The following is a 22629-nucleotide window of genomic DNA, read 5'->3' on the forward strand; positions in this document are numbered from 1 at the left end:
ATCGCCTCCGACGGGCGGTTAGGCCATCGCACTCATACGCTCATAATGATAGTGTCAAGGTAGTTATCAAGATGGAAACACGCTCAGTTGTTCCTGTCCGCGGACTAGTTTACCTAGATATTACCTAGACATTACCTAGATATGAGCAATACAGGGAGAACAAAGAAGCTAGCATCTTTCAACTGTGATCAAAAAATGTGGGAGCAGTTTATCGCCCGTTGCAACTCGAAAGGCACGACGGCAACAGCAACGCTCACCCGTTTTATTGAGCTATACCTAGATGGTTCTCTAGATGACCTTGATGCAATTGCTGGTAATGAAGATAAACGTTTGGACTCTTTAGAACAAAAATTGGCATAAAATTCTTCTGGTTTCATACCAAATTCCCAGTGACTGTAGAGTGAAATTAGATGAATTTCTCTTGCCCCTAAAATCCGGGGATTAGACATTAATACACCTCAAATATGTAGATTTTTAACTCATTTATTACATCAGGTATTTGTCAGTCACAGAGTTTATAGACACAAAAACTGAACCCAAGTAAGCGGGTTTTAAACTCTGGATTCACTCTCAATCTGCGTAAGCAGATATAGTTAAAATAGTTCCGTTATTTATAATGGCTAGAATAACGATTTAGGAATAGCCAGAAATAGTGCCTAGAGTGGGGATAGTGCTTCGGACAATTGCGAGGTACACCCCTTGTGGGTGTCCGAGAAATTGTCAATCTCTTGTTTGGCATAGCGTTACCACTGGTATATCTATATGGTAAAATACTTATATGTATGCTGACAATAAATTACACTTACCGAATTTATCCAAATACTGACCAATCGGCATTAATGCTTGAATGGTTAGAAACGTCGCGCAAAGTTTACAACCGTGCTTTGCGCGAGTTGAAAGATTGGATAAATTCGCGTAAATGTATGATAGACAGGTGTTCGATTGAGCGAGAGTACATTATTCCCGCTAACACTCCTTTTCCGTCCTATCATCGTCAGCAAAACGATTTGCCCAAACTTAAAGAATCTTGGACAGAACTCAAAAACGTTCATTCTCAAGTGTTGCAAACCACGATTCGTAGATTGCATGATACTTGGGAGTCTTTTCAAAAGCGTGGTTTTGGTTTTCCAAGGTTCAAAAAGTTTGGGCAGTTCAAATATGAGTGTGTTTCCACAGTTTCTTGACAATCCCATCAACGGATTTGAAATTACTTTGCCTAAAATTGGCAGCATTCCGATTAGCCTGAGCCGTCCAATTCCTCAAGGATTTAGCGTCAAACAGGTGAGGGTATTGTCTAAAGCTCGTGGAACACAATGGTATGTGGTTGTTTCGATTCAATCTGATGTGTCGGTTCCCGATGTTCCCGTTCATGGTAGAGCAATAGGAATTGACCTTGGATTGGAAAGATTTGTAACTGTGTCGGATGGTAGCTTTTTTGAACGCCCTAAATTCTTGAAATCCCAGCATCGCCAGCTGAAATTGCTGCAACGTCGGGCTGCAAGAAAACAAAAACGTTCTGCTAATTGGGAAAAAGCTCAAATCAAAGTAGCGCGGTTACACCATCACATTGCCGATAAACGCAAGGATTTCCATCTCAAAACCGCTCACAAGCTTTGTGACCAAGCTGAAACTATCTTTGCAGAAGACCTCAACACGGTTGGTCTTAACCGAGGGATGCTCCGCAAAGAATGCGTTGATGCTTCGTTCGGTGCATTCTTGGACTTGCTTAAATGGGTGTGTTGGAAACGGGGCGTATTTTTCATGCGCGTCAATCCCAACGGCACTAGCCAGACTTGTCCGCGTTGTCAAGCGACTGTGACAAAGCCACTCTCCGAAAGAGAGCATATTTGTCCTGAATGTGGTTATCGAACTCATCGAGATCATGCGGCTGCCGAGATGGTGTTGTTGCGTGGATTGAATGTAGTACCCGTGGACAATCGGGGAATGGAAACTGTCTGTGCAGGCGAACTAGCGGGGGTAGAGATACCTAGCCAAGTGCCGAAAACCCTTTTGGGAGCAACCAGAAAACCTAAGAAGTGATTCTTAGGAATCCCCATTCGTCTATACGTTGGGGAGGATGTCAATATCTATAACAACTGGAATAGGACTGAGAAACTTTTGGGCAGCAGCAACCATACAATTGTGTAATATATGGCTAACTTGGTCAACTTCAGTCTCTGGACATTCCAGTACAATTTCATCATGTCTTACACAGATGAGTTTTGTTCTGAATTTAGCTAATGGATTTGAAAGTTTTACCATAGCTAATTTGTTGATGTCGGCATTTAAACCTTGTACTGGATGGTTAAATAGCTCTGATAGTCGGGGCTTGTTTACCCATCTCCGTCGTCTATTTGCTAGTGTACGACTTTCCTTAATGCCTTGGATGTATTTACGTTTGATGTTTTCATGCCACCTAGCTATTCCAGGATAAGCTTCAAAGAATCGTTGACTGAAAGCTTTTGCTTGTTCTAATGTCATTGCCACCCCATATTTTACTTGGGCGTAAATTTGGAGTTTGGCAGCGCCCATACCAAAAATCAATCCAAAGTTTATTGCTTTTGCTAGTCTGCGGTCTTCCTCAGTCACTTCATTGATATATTTTCCAGTTACTAAAGATGCTGTTAATCGATGTAAGTCAGCCCCCTGGCGATAGACTTGGCACATCTTTGTATCACCACTAAGCCGAGCCATAATTCGTAGTTCTATTTGGGAGTAATCGGCTTTGATAATTTTATAGCCAGGGGCAGCAATGAAGCAGCTACGAGCGGCTTCATCACGGGGAATATTTTGTAGAGGTGGTTTGCGGCAAGAAAATCTACCGGATTTTGCCCCTAATTGATAATAGTTGGGATGAATTCTCCCAGTTTTGGGGTGGATATGCTGGGGTAGTTTCTCGGTAAAAGTGCCGATAATTTTGGATAGACGGCGGTAATCTAGCAATGCTTGAATTATGGGATACTGTGCAGCTAAAGAAACTAATTTACTTTGATTAGTTGAGTTGATTTTAATACCAATAGCTTGTAGAGCAGCCAAAACTTGCTGAGGTGAATTCGGGTTGACTGCATCTGTCAGTTCTGGCAGCAATGACATCTGAGAACTAGCAATACGGAGTTGCTTGAGTTGGTTTAAAGCAAGCGATAGCTTGTATATGTACCAACTTCAAAATATTTAGTTTTATACAAAGATTTGAAAACCTATTAAAGAGAGGTAATACTATAGCGGTGTGCAGTTGAGGGAGATACAAAAACTTTGCTGGGAAGATTATACAGCAAGTACTTTTGTCTTCTCATCCGAGCGATAACCGCCATATCGATATTCCTCTCTTTATATGATTAACTGACTTTACGTTTACCTGTTTTTGCAATGTTAGAATGCTGAATATTCTCTCGAACAGATGTCAAAGCAGTAGGAGCCAATTCTCTAATAATGGGTGTGACAATTTCTGGTGCCAGTTCTAAACGATGCTTAATCTGTGCTTGCAACCAGGCTAAAGGAACACTTTTACTGTTGACTTTTTGTTTAATAATTAAGTCAGGATTGGATGTTGAAGCTTTTTTTATGGCAGTAGCAATTTTTCTGGCTGTCCGTAAATCAATTTTGTCTACATCAATGCTAATAAAGTTGTCTGGTTGAGGTTCTGGTTTTGATGTAATATGGTTAGTTGATTGATTTTGATTTTTTAACTTGAGAGATTTCTTAATATCAATAGATTCCAGGTGTGATTTTTCAGATGTTGTGTTTTCGATGTTGACTGTAAATTTCTGCCACAGATGGACTATTCCCACAACGAAATCAACGACCATTACAATGGTATATAAGGCTGTAATTCCAATGATGAGATGAGTTAAAACTTCTTGAATTTGTTGAGTATTCATGATGACTAACTTGAAATTTTATGTTCATAATTAAAGAAGCGATCGCTTCCATTTAACAGAAAAATCCTCAGATGAAAATTTGAATAGACTGAGGATTTTTTTAAAATTCAGAACAAGCTAATTTGCACAGTTGAATTTGATGAAGGTTTAGGAGTTGGAGTGCTTTGGGTCGAATCTAAGTTAGGCAAGGCATTGACATTACGCTTACCCCACCCCTCTTGTGCTGCGTGTTTAACTATGCTGCGTCGAATTGACCTGCTAAGATAGTTGAATTCATTTTTTACGAGTCGTGATGCGTAAAGCCCCCGTCTTTCTAACTGGGGGATATAAGCGAATGTGCCAAATTTATTTGGCTGGAATATTTACAAAGCGTAGGTACGGTTTATAATCTCAGAGGAGGTGATAAACAATTGTTTAATCTGACATACGAATTTAAGTTAAAGCCAACCCATGCACAGGCTCAGATATTTGAAGACTGGTTAGAAATTAATCGTCGTGTCTATAACTATGCTTTGGCTGAACGTAAGGATTGGTATTTGTCGCGTAGTTGTCGGATTAACGCTTGTTCGCTCAAACATGAATATATTATTCCTGCTGACACTTCTCGTCCAACCTATGCCAGCCAGTGCAAAGCGTTAACTGCTGCCAAAAAAGACTTTCCTGAACTCAAGAAAGTACAGTCTCAGGTTTTGCAGCAAACCCTAAAACGCCTTGAGGTGGCATTTGTGGCAATGTGGGAGAGAAACCACGGATTCCCCCGATTCAAAAAACTTGGAAGGATGCGGTCTTTTGTGTTCCCACAAATACAGTGTCAGAGGTTGAATCCGGGAATGGTTAATTTGCCTGTGATTGGTTGGGTTAAGTTTCGTCAATCACGAGCAATACCTGATGGTGGCGTAGTAAAACTTGCCCGTGTAGTGAAACGGGTTTCTGGATGGTACGTGATGCTAACTGTTCAATGGGATGTATCTGTACCGAAGCCTTTGCCACATGGGGAAGCGGTAGGGATAGATGTAGGACTAACAAGCTTTATTGCAACTTCTAATGGGCTACAAGTCTTGCGTCCAAAGTTTTTTGTAGATACCGAACGCAAGCTTAAATTGCTGCAACAGCGTGTCTCAAGAAAACAATTAGGCTCGAACAATTGGTACAAAGCTATTAAGAAAGTTGCTTCATTGCATGAGTACGTTGCCAACTGTCGTAAAGACTGGCATAGAAAACTGTCTCACCAAATCTGCAACAATGCTGGAATGGTATTTGTTGAAGATTTAAATTTAGTTAGCTTATCTCGCGGAATCTTGGGTAAGCACTGCCTAGATGCTGGGTTTGGGCAATTCTTCAACATACTACAGCAAACCTGTTTCAAGCGTGGTGTTTATTTCCAAAAAGTAGACAGTCGCAAAACCAGCCAGATTTGTCCGAGTTGTAGTGTTGAGACAGGCAAGAAAGAACTCTCAGAACGTACTCATGTTTGTTCAAATTGTGGCTATACCACAGATCGGGATGTAGCAGCCGCACAAGTAGTTCTTAAAAGAGGACTTGCAGCCGTTGGGCAAACGGTCAAGATGCTTGCTGAGGGTAAATTCATTGGAATCCCTTTGAAGCAAGAATCCCCGAATTAGAAATTCGGGGAGTGTCAACTGATTAAAATGAATGATGCGATTATTGCTGGCATTGTTCGTATCACCATCACCTAGAAAATCATAAAAACTCTTGCAACCCTTTGGTAATTTATCGTATTTGGTTAAAACTTCATTACCTACCCAAAGATAAAGGTCAGCGTAGTCCCTATGCAGAGGTGCTTCGTAAGTTGCAGGCATCATGTAGGTAAGAACTTCTGTGGCTGTGCTGGAAACACCAACTTGATCCTGTTCGTATTCAGTGAAGATAAGTTCCAATCGCTCCTGAATACAAGCAAACTTCAGCCATTGGGGAATCGTATCACTCCAAGGACTGCGATGAATTACCAATGGCCCTGCAAGGTAGCGAACATGATGTAGGGAAAATTCAGCTATTTCCAAAAGACTTGCTAATAATTCTTTTGGTGTATTTAAACTTGCCAGAATTTGCAGCATTTTTCGGGTGTTATCTGGCAGTTTGGTACTATTAGCATTACTGATTTCTGCCATTACTTCTGGTGGAATCAAATTCATTTGCTCCATTTTTCATCTCGATATGAGCGCATCACCCAAAATAGCCAATCGGCTAAAAAATTAATGTCCAATAGGTGAATGCTGATATTAGATAAATCTTTTTATGCTGGCATTGATACAGCTTTTTTAGGTAATGCCAATGAATAACGAACCTACAATTAACCAAAATCTTGATACTGACGACAGTAGTAATTATCAGTCTGGCAGTGGCTATCAATCTTTATGTTACGGTGTTGAGCAATTAAGTTCTGGAGATAGTAGTAATCCCTGGCAAGCAGACCAATTTAGGGATGGTTATCAAGAGAATATTTTTGAAATTAATCTTGGGGATACACCTTACACTGAATCGGCTGCTAATCCCAATCCTCAATTACCAGGATATGGCTCTGGCTCCGGTTACAAGTCTAAGAAAAATCAACAGTCAGCATCCCCAGAGCTAGAGTTATAAGTCATATTTTCACTCTCTTCCTATACCCCATAAGCAACAAGTAATTGGGTTTTTATTCAATAAATAACTTTGCTTAGTGGGGTCTATTTGCTGTCATTTTTAAACCTGGAATTATGAAGATACCAAAAGTATGGATATCTCTTCTTGTTGTCATTACTTGTATTATTTATAGTATCGCTGCACAAGCCACAATTGGTGATGGCAATTTACCGACTCGAATTGTAGAAGTTGCAAATCCTCAGTCTCGACTACCTGCTACTAAAGTTTTGCTGCCAGACTGGAGCCGCATTTCTCTGGCCCAGCTACCAGGTATCAGTCAATCTGGTGCAATTGATGGCAGTCCCTACAGTCAAACACTAGGTTATGACCTGAGTCGCACTTGGAATGTGGGTATGACTCCTGACCAATATTTGAAGTTAGGAGATATCAGTGAAGCATTGCAGGCAGAGGAGTTTTCTTTACAGGCGATCGCTACTCTACGCACACAACCAGAGGCGAACACAGACATTAACAGTATAGATTTAAACAAAATTGCCTTGAGTGAATTTCCCCTGATTGGGGAGCAGACATTGAGCCATTTAGCTCAGGTTGTTCCAGAATTAGCTAAGACACAAGTAAACAATATTACACCTGTTGCAACCTTACTAAAATCAAAGGGAATTGTTGCATCTAATTTAACACTAGCTCAGGTACTAACACAGTATGAAGTTGGGCAGATGAAGCTGGAAGAAATCGACTTGTCAGAGTTTTCTATCTCTTCAATTCCTAACTTAGATGCAGTACAGCTACAACAATTTACAGGTTGGATGAATAGTTTTATTAAGGATATTCCTGGTTTGGGACGAGTACCTTTAGGATCAATGCCTAATCCCATCACTGAAATTGGTAGCTTGGTAATGCGGATTGATGTAGTTCATGGGCCAGCAGAAAACCGCCGTAACAATACGATTTCTGGTTCAGACGTGCAAGGGTTTTCTGTGCTTTGTACTAAAAAAGACTGCGCTTACTTAGAATTGGACGATTTGGAAAATGCAGGTCGTAGCGATCGCAGTAAGTTAGAAGGTAAACAGTGGATTTCCGGTAAATACCAAGAAGTCGAGGGCGGGCGGGGTATCCTGAAAGCAGTGAACAACGGTCGGGAACCAACAGGAAGGCTACCGTTTGGTAAAGCTTTTAAGGTGGTGGTAATGGAGCCGGATGAAACTACTGATACGGTAGATACGGCTTTGTTCTTTCGGTTCTGTGCTTGGCGAATGGGTTGTACACCTTACTTTATCGGCCCTGTTCCTTTTTTCAGCTACAAGGTTAACTCCCTAATATTTGTAGGCAATTTGAGTGAACAGAGGACAAATACTGCGTCTTTACCAACTGGAGCTACAAGAGAGCCTAAAGCTAGCATTACCAACCGTACTGGAGTAAGAGAGAAAATTAATCCATGCGCGTTCAGTAATGGTAGTCAATCGATAACAGATCAATCATTCTCCGGTATTGATTTGCGATCGCTGGGAAATGCGATCGCGGAAATTGAGAGTGCTGGTAGCGGGGATTACAAAGCAGTTGGCATACATACCTGTGCAGATGGGGGTTTAAATTGTGGTCGCGCTCTCGGTCGCTACCAGTTCATGAGTTATAACCCTTATGCAGTGAAGTTAATTGCTGCCAAGCCTGGAGGTCAAAAGTTCTTGAGTCAAGTGGAGCAAGGGCATCAACCAACAGAGGCTGAACTATTTGAGTTTTTTCCTCCAGCCGACCAAGATAGGGCATTTATGGCTGATATGGCTAACAAAATTCAAGTGACACAACAGCAAATCGATCCGGCTACAGGACAGCCATTTACGGGCGAACGTCTAATTGAACGAGTGGCTCAAAAGCATTTTGGTGGTGATTACAGCAAAGTTGATGGAAATGGCTCAGATGCCCTCGGTCGCCTCAGTCTCAAAGATTACGGCAAAACCGCTTTAGCTAGTTATCGCAACAGTAATAGCGATAATGGAACGCTGACCTGTTCTCCCAATGTAAATTATAGCTACATCAGCACTGCTAAAAATACTGAAAATGGGAGGTAGAGTATGACAGATTTATCTAAAACCTCTATTACCTCACCCCATGAGATAAAAGAAATACTTGATACTGAGTTGCATTCAAAAATACACCTTGGGCAAACAGGGGAAGGAAAGGGAGTTTATTCTGACTCCGCCTCCCCTACTCAGTCTCAACCACTGAAGGCAACTGCATATCAATTACCAGCACCGACTATGAGGGTACGCTACTGGATTCATTGGTTTCGCATTGGTTTGGGCATCTTTTTGTTGCTGTCGATTCTCATGAGCTTAGGGGGCTGTAGCTTAAATACGGCAACCGTTACTTGGAACAAAGCTGCTAATGTTGTGCCCGATCGTGTAATTGAACAGGTGATTGTAGAAAATACAGAGTTGAATGCCAAAGCATCTGCTGAAAATATACTGGCTTGGAGTGTGGAAGGAAAAGACGGCAGGTTCGCAATTTTCAACTTGAATACGCCTGATGTCTGTGGTGCTTTGGGATGTCTGCATACTGGTTACTGGCTCAGAGAGGACAAACCAATTACTCAGGTATTCTTGAGTTACTTGAATTCCAATCTGCCACCAGGTAAGCATTTGTTGTCAGTGGGAGAGAACCGAGGTCAGGCATTACCGTGCATTAAGGTACTGCAAACCGAGCAAGAGCAGCTACGTCAATTGAATTTTTGTTTCAATGGCACTGGCTATCAACTTGCTGATAGTCAGCTTTTCACTAATAGTAAAAATTCCCAAAGTTGATAACTTGAAATCTAGAAGAAAACTCTGCCATAGTCATCTTAGCTACGGCAGGGTATTTTCATGTGACATACTCTCATTGACGCTATAGTTGCATTGGACTATTCCTCATCATCCAGTTCATCGTCTTCCTCCTCAAAATCATCATCGTCTAATTCAGCTTCCAAATCGTCGGTTTCATCGAGGAAGTCGTCATCGTCAATAAGTTGAATTTTGCGAGGTGGCTTGGTCGTTGGTTTGGATTTACGATCGCTTTGAGTTTTGTTCCTATTCTTGTTTGGTGGCAATATTTCCACGTCTACAGATACCGATTCTCCCGGTAAAGCAGGTAGGGATTGAGGTTCATTAAAACCAGCGATCGCATCATGTTGTTGCCAAATTAGGGCTTTAGCTGTGGGTTGACCCAAATAAAATTGAGACAGATTTTCAACGGTGGGTTTGGTATAATCTACAGTCTTACAACAGTCGTGTTTATTCTTACCTTCGCCCTCTTTGACAGCTTTGAACTCGACTGACAGCACACCTAAGCTACGCCACCTATCGTTTTTGCCACTAAATGGCACTTGGAAATAGTCAGCAAAGGTTTTCTCCAAAGAACGGTAAAACTCCTCACGCACCGACTTAAAACTCCAGAGAGCTACATTCTTAAAGCGGACAACGACAGGAGTAGTATGCAGGGGTTGATTATCCTCATCCAGAAACACCAGTGCATGTTCTGAACACACATCCATCGTTTTCTTGTCAAGGTTATGCTTGTATTCATCATAAAGCCCAACAAAAGAACCACCCAAGTCTTCAACATCTGACTTATAGAACCCATTTGACATCTTGTGAGGTTTTGAATTAAGGTACTCCTCAGCATCTAAAATCCAATACTAATGGCGTATTCCAGCAACCTCACTGATGCAGAATGGGAAATTTTTGAACCCTTATTGCAAGAGATATTACCGACTAAGAAGCAGACTCGACCGACCAACTGGCCAAAGCGAGATATCTTCAATGGAATTCTCTATCAACTAAAAAATGGATGCAATTGGCAAGACTTACCTAAAGACCTCCCCCCTTATTCCACTGTATATTGGCACTACAAACAGTGGCGAGCAGCCGGGGTATTTGAGGAACTGATGAGTGTCTTACATGGACAAGTGCGTGAACAGGTAAAAAAAAAACCGCACTGGACGACATTGATCATCATTGACTCCCAAGCAGTGAAAAATACCTGCAACGCCAGTGTGGAGTCGAAAGGTTTTTGCTTCTACAAAGCCACCAACGGTATTAAAAGGCATTTGGCTATTGACACCCTTGGGTTTCCCTTTTTTACGCTCTGTACTCGCGCCAATGTCTCGGATGATGCCGGATTAATTGAGATGTTTACTCTCAACATCGACTACTTCAAGTCAAAACCTATCGATATTCCCAAGATTACTATCCTGCTAGATCATGGGTATCACCCAGAATATTTGACTCAGGAGTTAGAGCGAATTTACCCAGAGATCATGACCAAAATTCAGTTTCAACTTTCTACGAAACCCTCAAAACAAGAGAAAGCGGCACAAGGAAAATCTGGATTTGTTCCGGCAATAGCTAGATGGGTGATCGAACGCTCCAATGCTTGGATGGAGCGCTGTAAAATTCTGGTTAAGAACTTTGAACGAACCCTGGTTAGTGCCACTGCCAAACTCAATATCTGCTTCATCAGGCTAATGATTAAGAGGCTTGCAGCACCTTCTTAGATGTCAAATGGGTTCTATAACGGATATACTCTGGCACAAAAGCTAAAACCAGTAACCGTGCTTGAGTAATTAAGAGTCCAGTAACATCTTCAGTTAGGGTGACAATAGTTAGGTCGTTTTCATCAGGCATATCAAGCCAGCCAGCCTTTTCTAGCTGGTCTTCTGGAATTAGAAGTCCGGCAGGTTTGTCATTAACGACAATGCCGTAAGGCAGTAACGGTCGTCTAACTTGGTTATAACTGTCGCTGAGAAGTTCTGGGTCAATATCGTCAATATCAAGGTCTGACAATTGAGTGTTAGGAGCTTTCTTATTGGCTGCTTGAGTTTTGGTGTTAGCTTTGGGATTAGAAGCAGCAGTTTTGGCAGTAGATTGATTGGAGCGATTAGAGTTGTTTGAAACCCTAGATTTAACCATTGGACTACATAAATATGATTGCCCAACGCATGAGGCGTTAGCCTCAAAACTTAGTTACCAACCGTTGTTTATGAGGCAATTACTCTCCACCACAGGATTTCATGTTTTCCTCCCCCTTCAACCAAGGATGTCGGCATCTTCTTGTCCACGGGCGTAAATTTCGCTCAACCCAAGCGTATTTTGTCGAGAGAGTACCATCTCAAGAAAATGATGAAACAACCCTGTAAACGCTGAAATCAATGCTAATACCAAGTTGCAGTCAGATGTAGTAGTCTAGAAAAAGAGATGACGAAAACAAAAGTGAAGTCTGACGGGTGTATATGGCTCAAGTAACGCAAGCTTTTCCCCATTTAGATTTAGAGACGGTAAAACAAAGAGTAAAATTAGCCCAATCGCATTGGGAGAGACAAAAATGGCTAGTGATATACAATGCGATCGCAGACCCAAGAACAGCAGCCGAGATAGCTTTACACGTAGGAGTATCCAAAGGATTTGTCAGGAAAATAATTCAGCAATACAACCGTCAAGGAGAAGTCGGGTTATCAACGCCAGGGAAAGGGGGTAGACATAATTGCTATTTAAGCTGGGAACAAGAAAAAGAACTGATAGATTCTTTTAAAGAAAAGGCGCGTCGTGGTCAGGTTGCAACCGCAATGCAAATCAAACTTGCCTATGAAAAAGAATATGGTTTTCCAGTGCATAAGACGACAATTTATCGGCTATTAGAACGGCATCAATGGCGTAAAATAGTCCCAAGACCAACTCATCCCAAAAAAGACCCAAATGCTGTTGATGAATTTAAAAAAACTTTCCTCAGCTAGTAGAACAAATAAATCAAACAAGAGAGTCATCTGATACTAGACCTGTAGTATTAATGGCAGGAGATGAAGGCAGATTTGGTCGGATTGGGGAGGTTCGGGCTTGTTGGTGTCCACAAGGTATACGCCCAACTGTACCAAAACAACAAGTCAGGCAGTATATTTATGCCTACGCCGCAGTTGCACCCGAATTAGGCAAGATGACCTGCTTAACTTTGCCTTATGCTAATACTAAAATGATGAATTTATTTTTATCACAAATTTCTCAAGAGTTTGCTGATTATTTTGTAATTTTACAGTTAGATAAAGCATCTTGGCATCGTTCTAATGCTTTAAAAGTTCCGGAAAATATTCGTTTAATTTTTCAACCTGCTCATAGCCCAGAATTAATGCCTGTTGAACACATCTGGGAAGATATTCGAGAAAAACACTTTTATAATCAAGTCTTTCCTACTTTAGACCAAGTTGAGGAGGTACTATGCCAGGGTTTAGTCGAGCTTTGTTCTGATAGCGATCGCCTGCGTTCTTTAACTTTCTTTCCCCATCTCAGAATACTACCTTTGAACGCAACTTAGTATAAACAAGGGGAAAGCAGATATTTGGATAAAAGTTTAGATTTGCTTAAGCTTAACGACTTCCGTAAATCTGCTGTTAATGCTAATATGCATTTAAGTGCTGTTCTGTACATTTATAGTTTTGGATATACATTACCTAGACTAGCTGCTATGCAAATTAGTATTCTAGATGATCTCAAAAAGCAGTTCCATGCTGCTTGTGCTTTGCGTGGGTTGAAGATGAGCCACGTTGTGGTAGAGCTAATCAAGCAATGGCTGGCTAGTGAAGCACTATCGTCTTCTCAAGTGTAAGCCACTAAATCAGAAAGTAGCATAACTTGAAACAAGAAATCAGAAATATGTAGAAAAATCTGATGTTTGCTTGAAAAAGAATCTAGAAGTCAGAATTCAGGAGTCAGAACAAGAAAGTTCGGAGTAGCAGCCGCCACTAATTGTAAACTGCAAAATTAAAAATTTAGCTCTCGTCTTAAACCCGTTTATTCATTCACCACTCGCCAAAAGGTAAATTCTGAATTCTGGCTTCTGACTCCTGAATTTTGCTTTGATAAATTCTCGCAACTAAATATCAAAATAATTCTATTGAAAATTTGGCGATATGGAAATTGAAATTCAAGGAAGAGACGCAGTACAAGCTACAGAAAAACTTCTGGCAATTGAAGGATTAGAAGGAAGCTATCAGACAATTGATGAAGTTGAACGGGGAGAGCCTTTAACTTTAACCACCATTGCTACAATTGTTGGAATTGTAAGCGGAACTGTAACAATTGCTAAAGAAATTTATGAATGGTATCAGAAATCCCAAAAGTCTAAAGGTGTAAACGCAAAAACTCAAGAATTGAGAGTTCTGTTGATCGGAAAAAATGGTCAACGGTTGCTACTCACCATAGAAGTAACAGAAGAGCAGATTCGCAAGATTCTAGAGGATGAAGTACGGTGACAGTAAAAATTCTCCACATCAGTCTCACTGAACAGGGCAAGGATTATGCTCTTCTGCGTTATTTTTGGGACGATCCTTCTAGCAGCAAGGAACATAAGCTGTCTTTAGCAGAAATCAAAGAGTTAATTGATAGAGCAAATACTCTCTACTTTACTCGTCGTCCGGTAGATTATGATACTACTGGTCAAGCACTCTATCACTGGCTAGATAAGAGTGATCGCCTATTAGCCAATGCCCTAAATCAGCCCCATCCGCAGGGGTTGATAATAGCGCTCTCCACAGATAAAGGGCTAGCTCATCTGCCTTGGGAATTGCTACATGATGGCGAGTGTTTTTTGGTAGAGAAAAGACCATCTATTATTCCGGTACGGTGGGTGTCTAATGGTAAACCAATAATGATGAGCGTGGACACACCTCAAAATCGCCCCCTGAATGTGCTGTTTATGGCGACATCTCCTTTAGGAGTTGAACCTGTATTAGATTATGAAGCCGAGGAAGGACAAATTTTAAAGGCAACTGAGCGCACGCCAATGGACTTGAGAGTGGAAGAAAGTGGTTGTTTAACTGAGTTAGCTTATATGGTTCGGGAGTACGAAACAAGTTACTTTGATGTTTTTCATTTAACAGGTCATGCTAGCGCTCAAGATAAAAAGCCATGCTTTTTAACAGAAGACGAATATGGCAACCGAGTTGATAGCAGTACAAGCGCGATCGCTGATGCGCTGAGAGACAACTCAGAATGCTTACCACCTTTAATTTTTCTATCTGGTTGCCGTACAGGTTATTCTTGGGATAATGATAATACAGTTCCCTCAATGGCAGAAGAATTATTGAACATAGGCGCAACTGCTGTACTTGGTTGGGGCGATCAAGTCCGTGATGCCGATGCCACTTCTGCCGCTAGTAAATTGTATTGGGAGTTGTCACAAGGGGGTACGGTGGCAAAAGCGATCGCTTCTACTTATCAAAAATTAATTGAGCAAAAAGTACCCGATTGGCATAAATTACGGTTGTATGTAGCAAGTACTTTACCATTGGCATTAGTAACTCCATTAAAGACTTCAAGACGCAAACAACTGCCTAAATCGTCTAATGAAGTTGAGTTTAGGGATGATGAAAAACTCTTAAGGGTTGTGAGTAGAGAGAATTTTGTTGGTCGCCGTCGTCAGTTACAGAATTGTTTGCGGACTCTGAAAACAGAATTTAACAAAGTAGGAGTATTAATTCATGGAATGGGAGGATGGGGGAAAAGTAGTATTGCCTCTCGACTCTGGGACAGGTTGCCTGAACATGAAAAGATTCTCTGGTGGCGATCAATTCATGAATTCGATTTGATTAAGAAGTTAAAAAATAAGCTGATTAAACCCTTGCAACTGGAGCTAATCACCCATCTGGAAAATAGCCAGATTCTACTCAAATCCCGATTAGTTTACTTGTTCCGTGAATTAGCAGACATGGGAGAAAAACCATTTCTACTTATTTTTGATGATTTTGAATGGAATCTTGAACTCCGTGAAGGTCTATACATACTTAAACCTCAAGCAGCGCCAATTTTAGAAGCTTTAGTACAAGCAATCCAAGAAACGGGAACTGACAATAGAATTATTATTACCTGTCGTTATGATTTTGATTCTGACTTATTGGAATTTTTCTATAAACAAGGTCTAGAACCATTAAAAAATACAGAGTTAACTAAAAAGCTAAGTCAACTAGAAAATTTTAGCTCTAATAAAGTATCTGATCCTTTACGGGAACGAGCCTTAGCTTTCGCAGATGGAAACCCTCGATTATTGGAATTTCTCAATAATGAAATTTTGGACAAACAAGATGCAGAGGAGAAATTGATAGAACTAGAAAGAAGTCCCGCATTATGGAAAGATAAAATTATTTCAGAGGAATTATATCAGCTTATTCATGAGCCGTTACAACGGGTTCTTTGCAATTGCTTAGTCTACGAGTTGCCTGTTCCTATGATAGCTTTAGAAGCTGTTTGTGATCAGCTAACTAATTATCAACAACAATTACAAAGGGGGCTGAAACTGGGACTAATAGAGGTCAGTTCTGAAGTCCAAGAAGAAAACAGGGTTTATCGAGTTTCACACATACCCCACATCATACCTAATATTCACCTCCCTGAAGCGCCAAAAGTCTATTCTCTATACCAAAAAGCTCATGAAAAATTATATGAGTTGTGGAGGAATGAAAATAAAAAGGTTGAAAAATGGCAAGAGATTTTTAGATTGAAATTCGCCAATAAAGACAGTCCTGGACGATTCAGGCAAGGCTTTTTTCAAATGCTGGTAGCTCCGAATGACGGCACAGCTGATGAAGCTTTGGAATCAGAATTGAGAAAAGTTGCTGATGACTTGGTAAAAGATGGACTATACACACAATTGTCAAACTATCTTCAGCAAAAACAGTGGTTTGAGGCAGATGTAGAAACTGCTTGGATTTTTTACCAATTCAAGATTAGACAAAAAAATGTTTGGTGGCTAGATTTTTTAAATATTTTCCCCTGTAAAACTCTTAGGGAAATTGATAGGCTCTGGCTTCAAAATAGTAATAATAAATTTGGCATCAGTACCCAAATGGAAATTCGGGATAATTTGGTGCAGAATTTGATTAGAACGAACGAAGATGATTGGCGTTATCCATTATTAGGGAGGGAGGAGTTTATTGAGCGCGTAGGCTGGAATGTTTTCGAGTATAAGGCAGTAATAGATAACGTACTGAGTGGAGCGCCAGCAGTATCGGAGGGATCATTGCCATTAATGATCCTGTGCAAAAGCGGGGCTTCATGGGGCTTTGGTTGGCTTGTAATGGAGGGGCATGTGGCGTATATCCAAATGATGGCAATCGGGCAGCGTTTAAGGGAGTGTTACGAAATAGAGGATTGCAGTTCTGGGCATTAGGAACTAGCGCTTCTGCCCTCCATCTAATTTGCACCGTAAAACTCCAATCGCAGTATTTAAGGCAGTTTCGCCCGGTCAATGAAGTGTCCTGCGTCCAATATATACAGTAGGAGCAAGAGGCTCAAAAGCAAGGGCAACGTATGGTTGTAGAAAATTTACTAACAGTTCGATTTGGTAAGCTAGATGAACAATTAGCCACAATTATTCACCCTATTCTAGAGCTACCTTCACAAGAGTATGCTTCTTTACTGTTGCAGTTATCGAATCTCTCCCGTGAGGATTTATTGGCCAGGTTTAACAGCAACCACTCATAAAGCTGTTATGTATCTGACACTCCTCTAGAAATAGAGTTTCTAACACCTCTAAAAAAATGTCCAAAAGGTCAATACTTTAGCTTTCACTTGGTAGCTAAAATTTCTGCTAAATGCATACTTAACTGCTATGAACATTTACCAGAAAAATCTACCACACAACCAGATCACTGCTAACTCGACATTAATTGAAGTGTCATCATTTCATACACCTCTGGCTAGCATTGACTTTGGCAAGTTGTTTCAACAGTATAACAACCCCCAAGGTTGGATGATGATCGGTGGAATACTGTTAGTTATACTGTTGTTGCAAATCAGTGGTACTGGTAAAGGCAAAATTACCACTGGTAAAGTCTGCGGTGTCAGCGAGAAATTAGCAGCAACTAATCTAGCACTCAAGCAAATCAAGGAGCATAAACACAATAAAGTTACCCTGTGGTCTGGAACTCCTCGCTATTGGGTAAAAGGTAAATGGCGGGGGTTGCTGGCTAACATACAAACTATGCTTGGTGCTGCACCTACAGTTTGGTTTCCCAATGCCGAAAGGGGAACACTGGTAATAGGTGCGCCTGGGTCTGGTAAAACCTACTCTACCATAGACCGGATGTTAGAAAGTGCGATGCAGCAAGGTTTTCCGATTTTACTCTACGACAAGAAGGGCGACCAACTACGACTCCATGCACCCTTAGCAGCCCGTTATGGTTACAAAGTACGAGTATTTGCCCCCGGTGAACCCTTTAGCGGTGTGATCAATCCTTTGGATTATATGCGTGATGCACGCGATGGGGTGATGGCAGGAGAAATTGGACAAGTGATTAACCGCAATGCTGCTAGTGGTGGTAAAAGTGATGAGTTCTTTTCTAAAGCCGGGGACTTGTTAGCTAAAGCACTATTGCAGTTAGTCAAGGGTTCTCCTTACCCAGATATGGCGATGCTTTATGCGGTGCTGCGGTTGCCAAAACTGGTACAGCGTCTTGACCATGCGGTGCAGTCAAAAAGGTTGGATGAATGGGTGGCAACTTCATTTATTCAATTTTTGAGTGCCAAGGATGCAGAGAAGACTATTTCGGGGATTTTGACCACAGCAGCAGGTACTTTCTCATCTTTCATCCAAGCTGATTTGCTGCGAGCATTTATAGGGAAATCGGATATTCCCACTAAGCTTGAACGTAGAGAGATGGTGGTGTTCAAGCTAGATGATGAACGCCGCAGTGTGGTTGGGCCTCTGCTGGCGGCTGCAATGCACTTGATGATTGTCGGTAATTTGAGCCGTCCCCGCAAAGACCCGTTGATTATTTCTTTGGATGAATTACCATCAATTAAGCTAGACCGCTTACCGCAGTGGATTAATGAATATCGTTCCAATGGTGCCTGCTTTATTCTGGGTATCCAAAGTTTAGAGCAACTTTACGATATTTATGGGGATAAGATGGGGAGTGCGATCGCATCAGCTTGCAGTACCCATGTTTTGTTCAATCCTGGTAACTACAAAACGGCTGAAGATTACTCCAAACGTTACGGTGAGAAGGAAGTGCTGATTAAAAATCGTACCACAGGGCGATCGCTTGGCGGACAAATGAGCCGTTCAATTAGCTGGAGTGAGAATTTACAAAAAATGCCTGTAATCAGTGCTGACGAAATTTTGAAATTTCCTCAAGGCAAGTGCGTAATTACCAGTCCTGGTTACAGTTCAGAGGGACAAGCTTCTATTCCTTATCCTTTAATTATTCCCGTGTCCAAAGCCGATGAAAAACGGGCGCATGATAGTGAGGCTCTTTGGGACACACAAGTTAAACCTGCTTTAGAAAGTCAGGTGATAATTCCTGATATTAAAACGCTAACACAAGCATTACATGAACGTATTGAGTCAGCAGCGCGGATGTTGCCATTACCAGAAGAAGATGTAGCACCTGCACAGGAGTCTAGTAGCAGTGAAACTGATGTTTTAGAAAATTTTACTAGGCGAGTTTATCAAACACCAGGATTGCATTAAATTTTGACAAAATATTGTTAGCAAAGCTCCTCGCAAAGCAAGGCACTCCTGTAACTCCCCTGTAATCTCATGTTTGGTGAAAGACTTATCATTAAGACCGCAGAGGAGGCAGGGAAAGCAGGGGGAAGTGCTTTCTTTCATGCTTAACGAGCGCCTGCTACGTACCCGGCTTGATATAAGTCCTGAATTACTTTAGGTAAATATGATTTTGCCAAACTTCTGTCATAAACTTTTTAAATTCTTCCATAATTAGCGGTAAATCACTATCAATTTCTTGGGTTTGTTGCCCATTTGTAATTGAACGAAAGAGACGACGACCTCTACTATCAAAACCAATTTTATCCGCAACTGCCATAAAAATTGAGTAGTCTTCTGGTATTGGCAAATCCCCACCTTTGCGCTGAAGAATTAAAAAGCTGGTGATAATTCCTAATCCACATTCTACCTGAAAGTTTTCTGTAGGTAACTGAATGGAAGCAATTAGTAAAGCCATGTCTTCTAATAGCCATCGGCGAAAGTGTGCTTGGTTAGATGAAGACAGAATTCCATTAGATACCAATATACAGACTATTTCACCAGGTTGCAATTGATTTAAACACTGTTCTACAAATAAGCACTCTTGTTCTGCTTGGGTTTTCAACTTGGATGTAATCACGTAGTTTCCATCTCCGTGTTTTATCCATTTATAAGCCATCTCAAATCGGGCTAGTTCTGAATCGGAAGTGAGATTAATTTTGCAATAGGGAGGATTGGCAATGGCTACAGTAGGCAAGGAAATTGGCAGAGGAGAATTCCTGACACAATTTTGAAATAGTTGTTGCCAATCAGCAATTTGAATTTTCATCAAAATAAACTTCCTTGCAACATATTTTCTGCTTTAGTATTTTCGTATTTGATACCATTAATTAGCAAACTATTATTTAGCTTCGGTTTAGGTGTTGATGCGGGAGTTTCATACTTTAAATTTGGTCGGATAAAAGAAATCCCCTTGCCACTCAGGGTGTCACCGATGACTAAATCTCCACCCAAACTAGGAATAGGCAATGCCAAGTAGGGAGCGTAAAGCATGAAGTTTAAACTTGCTATTTTTATTAGTAGTGAATCCCACTCCCAGCCTGTCAAACTGATGGCATAATTTGACATTTCCAGTGCTAATCTTCCTGTACCAAGTGCTGGTTCATATATATGAAATGGTGCTATTGCAGCAGAACTGTCAACTGCTGCAATAGCCATTGTCCTGGCTGTCCAAGTAGGAGTAGGATAGAATTTAGCTCTTGATTGCCCGTAACGATTAGCAGCCAATAAATTACCGAAGTAATCGAAGGGACAAGAAATCAAAAGCTTCAGTTCTAGTTCTTGAATAAGACGATTACTCGCACCGTTACATCCCTCTGGCTCATGAGGCAATTTAGCAATGCTGGGATGCCCTAGAGCATAAAGTAACCAGTCAGTGAAATAGGGAATAAATCTGGAAGGACTGCCACATCCACCTGTAGTAATAGATTGCAGACAGCTTGAGAGCATCTGTAAAACTTGAGGATGTCCTAAGTCTAAAAAGTCAGTTTGTGGTATTTCTTTAGGTAGTTCTCCAGTTTCCATTGTCCATCGCCATTGCTCCCACCTACCTTGATATTCATAGTCTAATTTCAGTAGTTTTGATAATAGCCATCCATGTTCAAAAGTTGATTTGAGTACCATTGGTGTTATGTGTAATAAACATTTGCCAATGGCAGAGGCATTAGCCTCTTAAATCTTGACTTCTGGAATAGCTTCTAAATTGACCATTGACGATAACTCAGGAATAGCTATGTTTGATTGTGATTTGTTATCTGGAGATTGAGTCAGTAGTTTAATTAACCATTTTTCAGTTTGCATCTGATCCTTTTTATTCCAGCGTACATCTAATCTTTGGGCTGGTTTAACAGGATGTAATGCTAAAATTACGAGTTGTATTTGGTTAGGAGTAACTGAGTATTGTCTAGCCGTAGTCCACAACTTTACCCGGTCTTGCCAGCTTAAATGTGGATGGCGTATAGCCCATTCATAAAGCCTGGGAATACCTTGTTTAAATGCTATATTTGTTAATACTTGAATAAAATGCTTATCGTCATTAATCGCAAGAGGTGCAATAACTGGATTACCGACTAATAACTTTTTTTGAGATTTAAAAATTTCCGGTGCAAGTTCCTGTATTTGAAAAACCCACTGAGCAATTTGAGGATAGGCATTTAATAAAGGTTCTATAGGAAGTCCTAAAAATAGTTGTCTCATCACCAAAGAGAAGTTATCTGCAACTATAGAGTCAAAGGCAGAGCGATTTGGATGATATTTTTGACTGGGTAATAGGAGTTGTTGCTGTGTTTTAGTAATTTGTTGAATATCGGCAAGATTAATTACTGGCATGATGGAGAAAACATAACATCTCTCCAATGCAGCGGTAAGCTGCAAATTAATTAGACGTACAGCCAAGATACAAAAATTAGCTGTCAATCAAGGACATACACCTATTCGTCAGGCAGTCATTGATTACAGCATATTAGATTTAGAGATCGATAAGATTGTTCGGCGGTTGATTGCTATGCACTCAGCGATAATACGGCTAATATCAGGTAAATCAAGCACATCTAATAATAACTGTAAAATTACTGCACTAAATCTGAAGCAGTATTGTCACTTTGGATATTATTCAGTCTATTAGAGCAACAATTAGCGTTAGCCAAAGGCTTTGGCGTACCACTTCGTGGAAGCAAGCTACGCGTAGCGTCTCTAAGAGTTGCCATCGCTCTGTTTTATTTTTATTGCTCTCATTACTTCTTTATTTGTTACAAATGTTGTTTTTCTGCGAAAGGCGATCGCTCTGCAACGTGGTTTGCGCTCATGAGTGTAGGTGTAGCCCCATCACCATCAGGCTACGCCTACACTCCATATCTTGAGGAAGATATTGTGGATGGAATGTCAATACGATCAATCCTCTACTTCTGGCTCACCAATTGTCTTCTGTGCGCCATGACGAATATGGAGAATTCTCACCGTGGGAACAGGCTGATCTTCAAGAACCGTAAATAGAATACGATAGGTTTGCTTTCCTTGCCCGTAAAGAAGCTGACGAATTTCTTGACTAAAGAAGGCATCCTCTCGAGCGATTGGACAGCGCCGAGGCATTTCTTGTAGAGAGACGATTGCTTTAATCAGCCCTTGATACCAGAGTTGGGCGCGTTCATCTGTGGTAAACTGAGAAAAACTTAAGAATGCAGCATCCGCTTCGGCTTTCGCAATGCTAGAGAAATCAATGCGGTATGTCATGCTTCAAGAGACAATCCATATTTCTGATTTTGTTCAGCAATGAAGTCCTCTAAACTCGAAAATTGTCCTTGCTCAAAATCATCAAGCCCACGTTGGATTCCCTTTAAAGCCTCAAAAAAATCTTGATCGTCCAAACTCAGTCCTAAAGTCAGCACCGCTAGCGCCATTTGCGAAATATCTTGTCCAGTACTTTGGGCACGCTGTCGCAGCAGCGCCTCAACTTTCGGTGGCAGATCAAGTGTAATGGACATTGTGAGTTTTCCGAGCGTGATACTGGTTTTATTATAGCGATGCCTGCTCTGGGCGTAGCTGCGGCACCTCATAGATTGGGTAAAGCGGACTGCTCAAGTGTGGGAGT

The 22629-nt window shown here is 41.0% G+C and carries 23 protein-coding genes; 14 read left to right on the forward strand and 9 right to left on the reverse strand.

Translation table 11 applies throughout. The annotated features are described in order from the left end of the window. The first annotated feature begins 195 nt into the window (after nucleotides 1-195). Both IQ276_RS35045 and IQ276_RS35055 read left to right on the forward strand, forming a co-directional pair. Nucleotides 196-360 carry a hypothetical protein gene (locus tag IQ276_RS35045; RefSeq protein ID WP_193914245.1) on the forward strand — a complete coding sequence of 55 codons (165 nt, stop codon included), beginning with the start codon at nucleotides 196-198 and terminating at the stop codon, nucleotides 358-360. A 582-nt stretch (nucleotides 361-942) separates the two neighbouring features. Beyond that, nucleotides 943-2040: an RNA-guided endonuclease InsQ/TnpB family protein gene (locus IQ276_RS35055; RefSeq protein WP_228042841.1), complete on the forward strand. Its 1098-nt coding sequence runs from the start codon at nucleotides 943-945 to the stop codon at nucleotides 2038-2040. Nucleotides 2041-2061: 21 nt separating this feature from the next. Here IQ276_RS35055 and IQ276_RS35060 read toward each other — a convergent pair whose 3' ends face one another. Beyond that, on the reverse strand, nucleotides 2062-3093 hold the full coding sequence (locus IQ276_RS35060) for a DNA polymerase (protein WP_193914243.1): 1032 nt from the start codon (nucleotides 3091-3093) through the stop codon (nucleotides 2062-2064). A 242-nt stretch (nucleotides 3094-3335) separates the two neighbouring features. Next, nucleotides 3336-3878 carry a hypothetical protein gene (locus tag IQ276_RS35065; protein WP_193914241.1) on the reverse strand — a complete coding sequence of 181 codons (543 nt, stop codon included), beginning with the start codon at nucleotides 3876-3878 and terminating at the stop codon, nucleotides 3336-3338. A gap of 410 nt (nucleotides 3879-4288) precedes the next feature. Here IQ276_RS35065 and IQ276_RS35070 point away from each other — a divergent pair, with 410 nt between their 5' ends. From IQ276_RS35070 to IQ276_RS35085, 4 genes are all read left to right on the forward strand, one after another. Further along, nucleotides 4289-5500 (forward strand): RNA-guided endonuclease InsQ/TnpB family protein, encoded by a 1212-nt coding sequence (locus tag IQ276_RS35070; RefSeq protein WP_190881523.1) that lies wholly within the window; start codon nucleotides 4289-4291, stop codon nucleotides 5498-5500. 670 nt (nucleotides 5501-6170) lie between these two features. Continuing rightward, nucleotides 6171-6479 carry a hypothetical protein gene (locus IQ276_RS35075; RefSeq protein ID WP_193914239.1) on the forward strand — a complete coding sequence of 103 codons (309 nt, stop codon included), beginning with the start codon at nucleotides 6171-6173 and terminating at the stop codon, nucleotides 6477-6479. A gap of 113 nt (nucleotides 6480-6592) precedes the next feature. Beyond that, the gene (locus IQ276_RS35080; protein ID WP_235116252.1) at nucleotides 6593-8545 is read left to right on the forward strand and encodes a M23 family peptidase; all 1953 of its coding nucleotides are present in this window, start codon (nucleotides 6593-6595) and stop codon (nucleotides 8543-8545) included. Nucleotides 8546-8548: 3 nt separating this feature from the next. After that, nucleotides 8549-9277, forward strand: coding sequence for a hypothetical protein (locus tag IQ276_RS35085; protein ID WP_235116253.1), 729 nt, complete (start codon nucleotides 8549-8551; stop codon nucleotides 9275-9277). Nucleotides 9278-9375: 98 nt separating this feature from the next. Here the strand turns inward: IQ276_RS35085 and IQ276_RS35090 are convergent, their stop codons facing one another. Beyond that, nucleotides 9376-10101 (reverse strand): DUF5895 domain-containing protein, encoded by a 726-nt coding sequence (locus IQ276_RS35090; RefSeq protein WP_235116254.1) that lies wholly within the window; start codon nucleotides 10099-10101, stop codon nucleotides 9376-9378. Nucleotides 10102-10152: 51 nt separating this feature from the next. Between IQ276_RS35090 and IQ276_RS35095 the strand changes: the two genes are divergently transcribed. Beyond that, nucleotides 10153-11007: an IS5 family transposase gene (locus IQ276_RS35095; RefSeq protein ID WP_235115308.1), complete on the forward strand. Its 855-nt coding sequence runs from the start codon at nucleotides 10153-10155 to the stop codon at nucleotides 11005-11007. Here IQ276_RS35095 and IQ276_RS35100 read toward each other — a convergent pair. Next, nucleotides 10982-11422, reverse strand: coding sequence for a DUF5895 domain-containing protein (locus IQ276_RS35100; protein ID WP_235116255.1), 441 nt, complete (start codon nucleotides 11420-11422; stop codon nucleotides 10982-10984). The genes IQ276_RS35095 and IQ276_RS35100 overlap by 26 nt on opposite strands. A 320-nt stretch (nucleotides 11423-11742) precedes the next feature. Here IQ276_RS35100 and IQ276_RS35105 point away from each other — a divergent pair, with 320 nt between their 5' ends. The 7 genes from IQ276_RS35105 (at nucleotide 11743) to IQ276_RS35135 (ending at nucleotide 18968) form a co-directional block, all read left to right on the forward strand. Continuing rightward, nucleotides 11743-12243, forward strand: coding sequence for a helix-turn-helix domain-containing protein (locus IQ276_RS35105; RefSeq protein WP_235116256.1), 501 nt, complete (start codon nucleotides 11743-11745; stop codon nucleotides 12241-12243). Nucleotides 12244-12251: 8 nt separating this feature from the next. Further along, entirely contained in the window at nucleotides 12252-12815 is a 564-nt protein-coding gene (locus IQ276_RS35110) for an IS630 family transposase (RefSeq protein WP_309245649.1), read from the forward strand. A 42-nt stretch (nucleotides 12816-12857) separates the two neighbouring features. Continuing rightward, entirely contained in the window at nucleotides 12858-13106 is a 249-nt protein-coding gene (locus tag IQ276_RS35115) for a hypothetical protein (RefSeq protein ID WP_193922388.1), read from the forward strand. 304 nt (nucleotides 13107-13410) lie between these two features. Further along, nucleotides 13411-13752, forward strand: a complete 342-nt coding sequence (locus IQ276_RS35120) for a hypothetical protein (protein ID WP_193922386.1) — start codon at nucleotides 13411-13413, stop codon at nucleotides 13750-13752. Next, nucleotides 13749-16664: a GUN4 domain-containing protein gene (locus IQ276_RS35125; RefSeq protein ID WP_193922384.1), complete on the forward strand. Its 2916-nt coding sequence runs from the start codon at nucleotides 13749-13751 to the stop codon at nucleotides 16662-16664. Before IQ276_RS35120 ends, IQ276_RS35125 begins: the two co-directional genes overlap by 4 nt. Nucleotides 16665-16804: 140 nt before the next feature. Beyond that, nucleotides 16805-16978, forward strand: a complete 174-nt coding sequence (locus tag IQ276_RS35130; protein ID WP_193922382.1) for a hypothetical protein — start codon at nucleotides 16805-16807, stop codon at nucleotides 16976-16978. Between the two features lie 127 nt (nucleotides 16979-17105). Next, nucleotides 17106-18968, forward strand: coding sequence for a type IV secretory system conjugative DNA transfer family protein (locus IQ276_RS35135; protein WP_235116257.1), 1863 nt, complete (start codon nucleotides 17106-17108; stop codon nucleotides 18966-18968). A 187-nt stretch (nucleotides 18969-19155) separates the two neighbouring features. Here IQ276_RS35135 and IQ276_RS35140 read toward each other — a convergent pair whose 3' ends face one another. The 5 genes from IQ276_RS35140 to IQ276_RS35160 all read right to left on the reverse strand — a co-directional run bounded on the left by IQ276_RS35140 (nucleotide 19156) and on the right by IQ276_RS35160 (nucleotide 22522). Next, nucleotides 19156-19812: an N-6 DNA methylase gene (locus tag IQ276_RS35140; RefSeq protein WP_193917503.1), complete on the reverse strand. Its 657-nt coding sequence runs from the start codon at nucleotides 19810-19812 to the stop codon at nucleotides 19156-19158. After that, a complete protein-coding gene (locus tag IQ276_RS35145) occupies nucleotides 19812-20666 on the reverse strand; it encodes a hypothetical protein (protein WP_193917501.1) in 855 nt (284 codons plus the stop codon). The genes IQ276_RS35140 and IQ276_RS35145 overlap by 1 nt, the downstream gene beginning before the upstream one ends. 48 nt (nucleotides 20667-20714) lie before the next feature. Next, a complete protein-coding gene (locus tag IQ276_RS35150; RefSeq protein ID WP_228043094.1) occupies nucleotides 20715-21458 on the reverse strand; it encodes a hypothetical protein in 744 nt (247 codons plus the stop codon). A gap of 474 nt (nucleotides 21459-21932) precedes the next feature. Beyond that, a complete protein-coding gene (locus IQ276_RS35155) occupies nucleotides 21933-22271 on the reverse strand; it encodes a type II toxin-antitoxin system RelE/ParE family toxin (protein ID WP_094344623.1) in 339 nt (112 codons plus the stop codon). Then, nucleotides 22268-22522 (reverse strand): hypothetical protein, encoded by a 255-nt coding sequence (locus tag IQ276_RS35160; RefSeq protein ID WP_185566044.1) that lies wholly within the window; start codon nucleotides 22520-22522, stop codon nucleotides 22268-22270. Before IQ276_RS35160 ends, IQ276_RS35155 begins: the two co-directional genes overlap by 4 nt. Nucleotides 22523-22629: the final 107 nt, after the last annotated feature.

The sequence above is a fragment of the Desmonostoc muscorum LEGE 12446 genome (genome assembly GCF_015207005.2).
GTDB lineage: Bacteria > Cyanobacteriota > Cyanobacteriia > Cyanobacteriales > Nostocaceae > Nostoc > Nostoc muscorum.

Bases quoted from the DNA above. Each gene is read 5' to 3' on its own strand.
- IQ276_RS35145 (WP_193917501.1), bottom strand. From the start codon at position 20,666: ATGGTACTCAAATCAACTTTTGAACATGGATGGCTATTATCAAAACTA.
- IQ276_RS35090 (WP_235116254.1), bottom strand. From the start codon at position 10,101: ATGTCAAATGGGTTCTATAAGTCAGATGTTGAAGACTTGGGTGGTTCT.
- IQ276_RS35060 (WP_193914243.1), bottom strand. From the start codon at position 3,093: ATGTCATTGCTGCCAGAACTGACAGATGCAGTCAACCCGAATTCACCT.
- IQ276_RS35065 (WP_193914241.1), bottom strand. From the start codon at position 3,878: ATGAATACTCAACAAATTCAAGAAGTTTTAACTCATCTCATCATTGGA.
- IQ276_RS35075 (WP_193914239.1), top strand. From the start codon at position 6,171: ATGAATAACGAACCTACAATTAACCAAAATCTTGATACTGACGACAGT.
- IQ276_RS35085 (WP_235116253.1), top strand. From the start codon at position 8,549: ATGACAGATTTATCTAAAACCTCTATTACCTCACCCCATGAGATAAAA.
- IQ276_RS35135 (WP_235116257.1), top strand. From the start codon at position 17,106: ATGAACATTTACCAGAAAAATCTACCACACAACCAGATCACTGCTAAC.
- IQ276_RS35105 (WP_235116256.1), top strand. From the start codon at position 11,743: ATGGCTCAAGTAACGCAAGCTTTTCCCCATTTAGATTTAGAGACGGTA.
- IQ276_RS35095 (WP_235115308.1), top strand. From the start codon at position 10,153: ATGGCGTATTCCAGCAACCTCACTGATGCAGAATGGGAAATTTTTGAA.
- IQ276_RS35140 (WP_193917503.1), bottom strand. From the start codon at position 19,812: ATGAAAATTCAAATTGCTGATTGGCAACAACTATTTCAAAATTGTGTC.
- IQ276_RS35045 (WP_193914245.1), top strand. From the start codon at position 196: ATGTGGGAGCAGTTTATCGCCCGTTGCAACTCGAAAGGCACGACGGCA.
- IQ276_RS35080 (WP_235116252.1), top strand. From the start codon at position 6,593: ATGAAGATACCAAAAGTATGGATATCTCTTCTTGTTGTCATTACTTGT.
- IQ276_RS35100 (WP_235116255.1), bottom strand. From the start codon at position 11,422: ATGGTTAAATCTAGGGTTTCAAACAACTCTAATCGCTCCAATCAATCT.
- IQ276_RS35130 (WP_193922382.1), top strand. From the start codon at position 16,805: ATGGTTGTAGAAAATTTACTAACAGTTCGATTTGGTAAGCTAGATGAA.
- IQ276_RS35155 (WP_094344623.1), bottom strand. From the start codon at position 22,271: ATGACATACCGCATTGATTTCTCTAGCATTGCGAAAGCCGAAGCGGAT.
- IQ276_RS35120 (WP_193922386.1), top strand. From the start codon at position 13,411: ATGGAAATTGAAATTCAAGGAAGAGACGCAGTACAAGCTACAGAAAAA.
- IQ276_RS35160 (WP_185566044.1), bottom strand. From the start codon at position 22,522: ATGTCCATTACACTTGATCTGCCACCGAAAGTTGAGGCGCTGCTGCGA.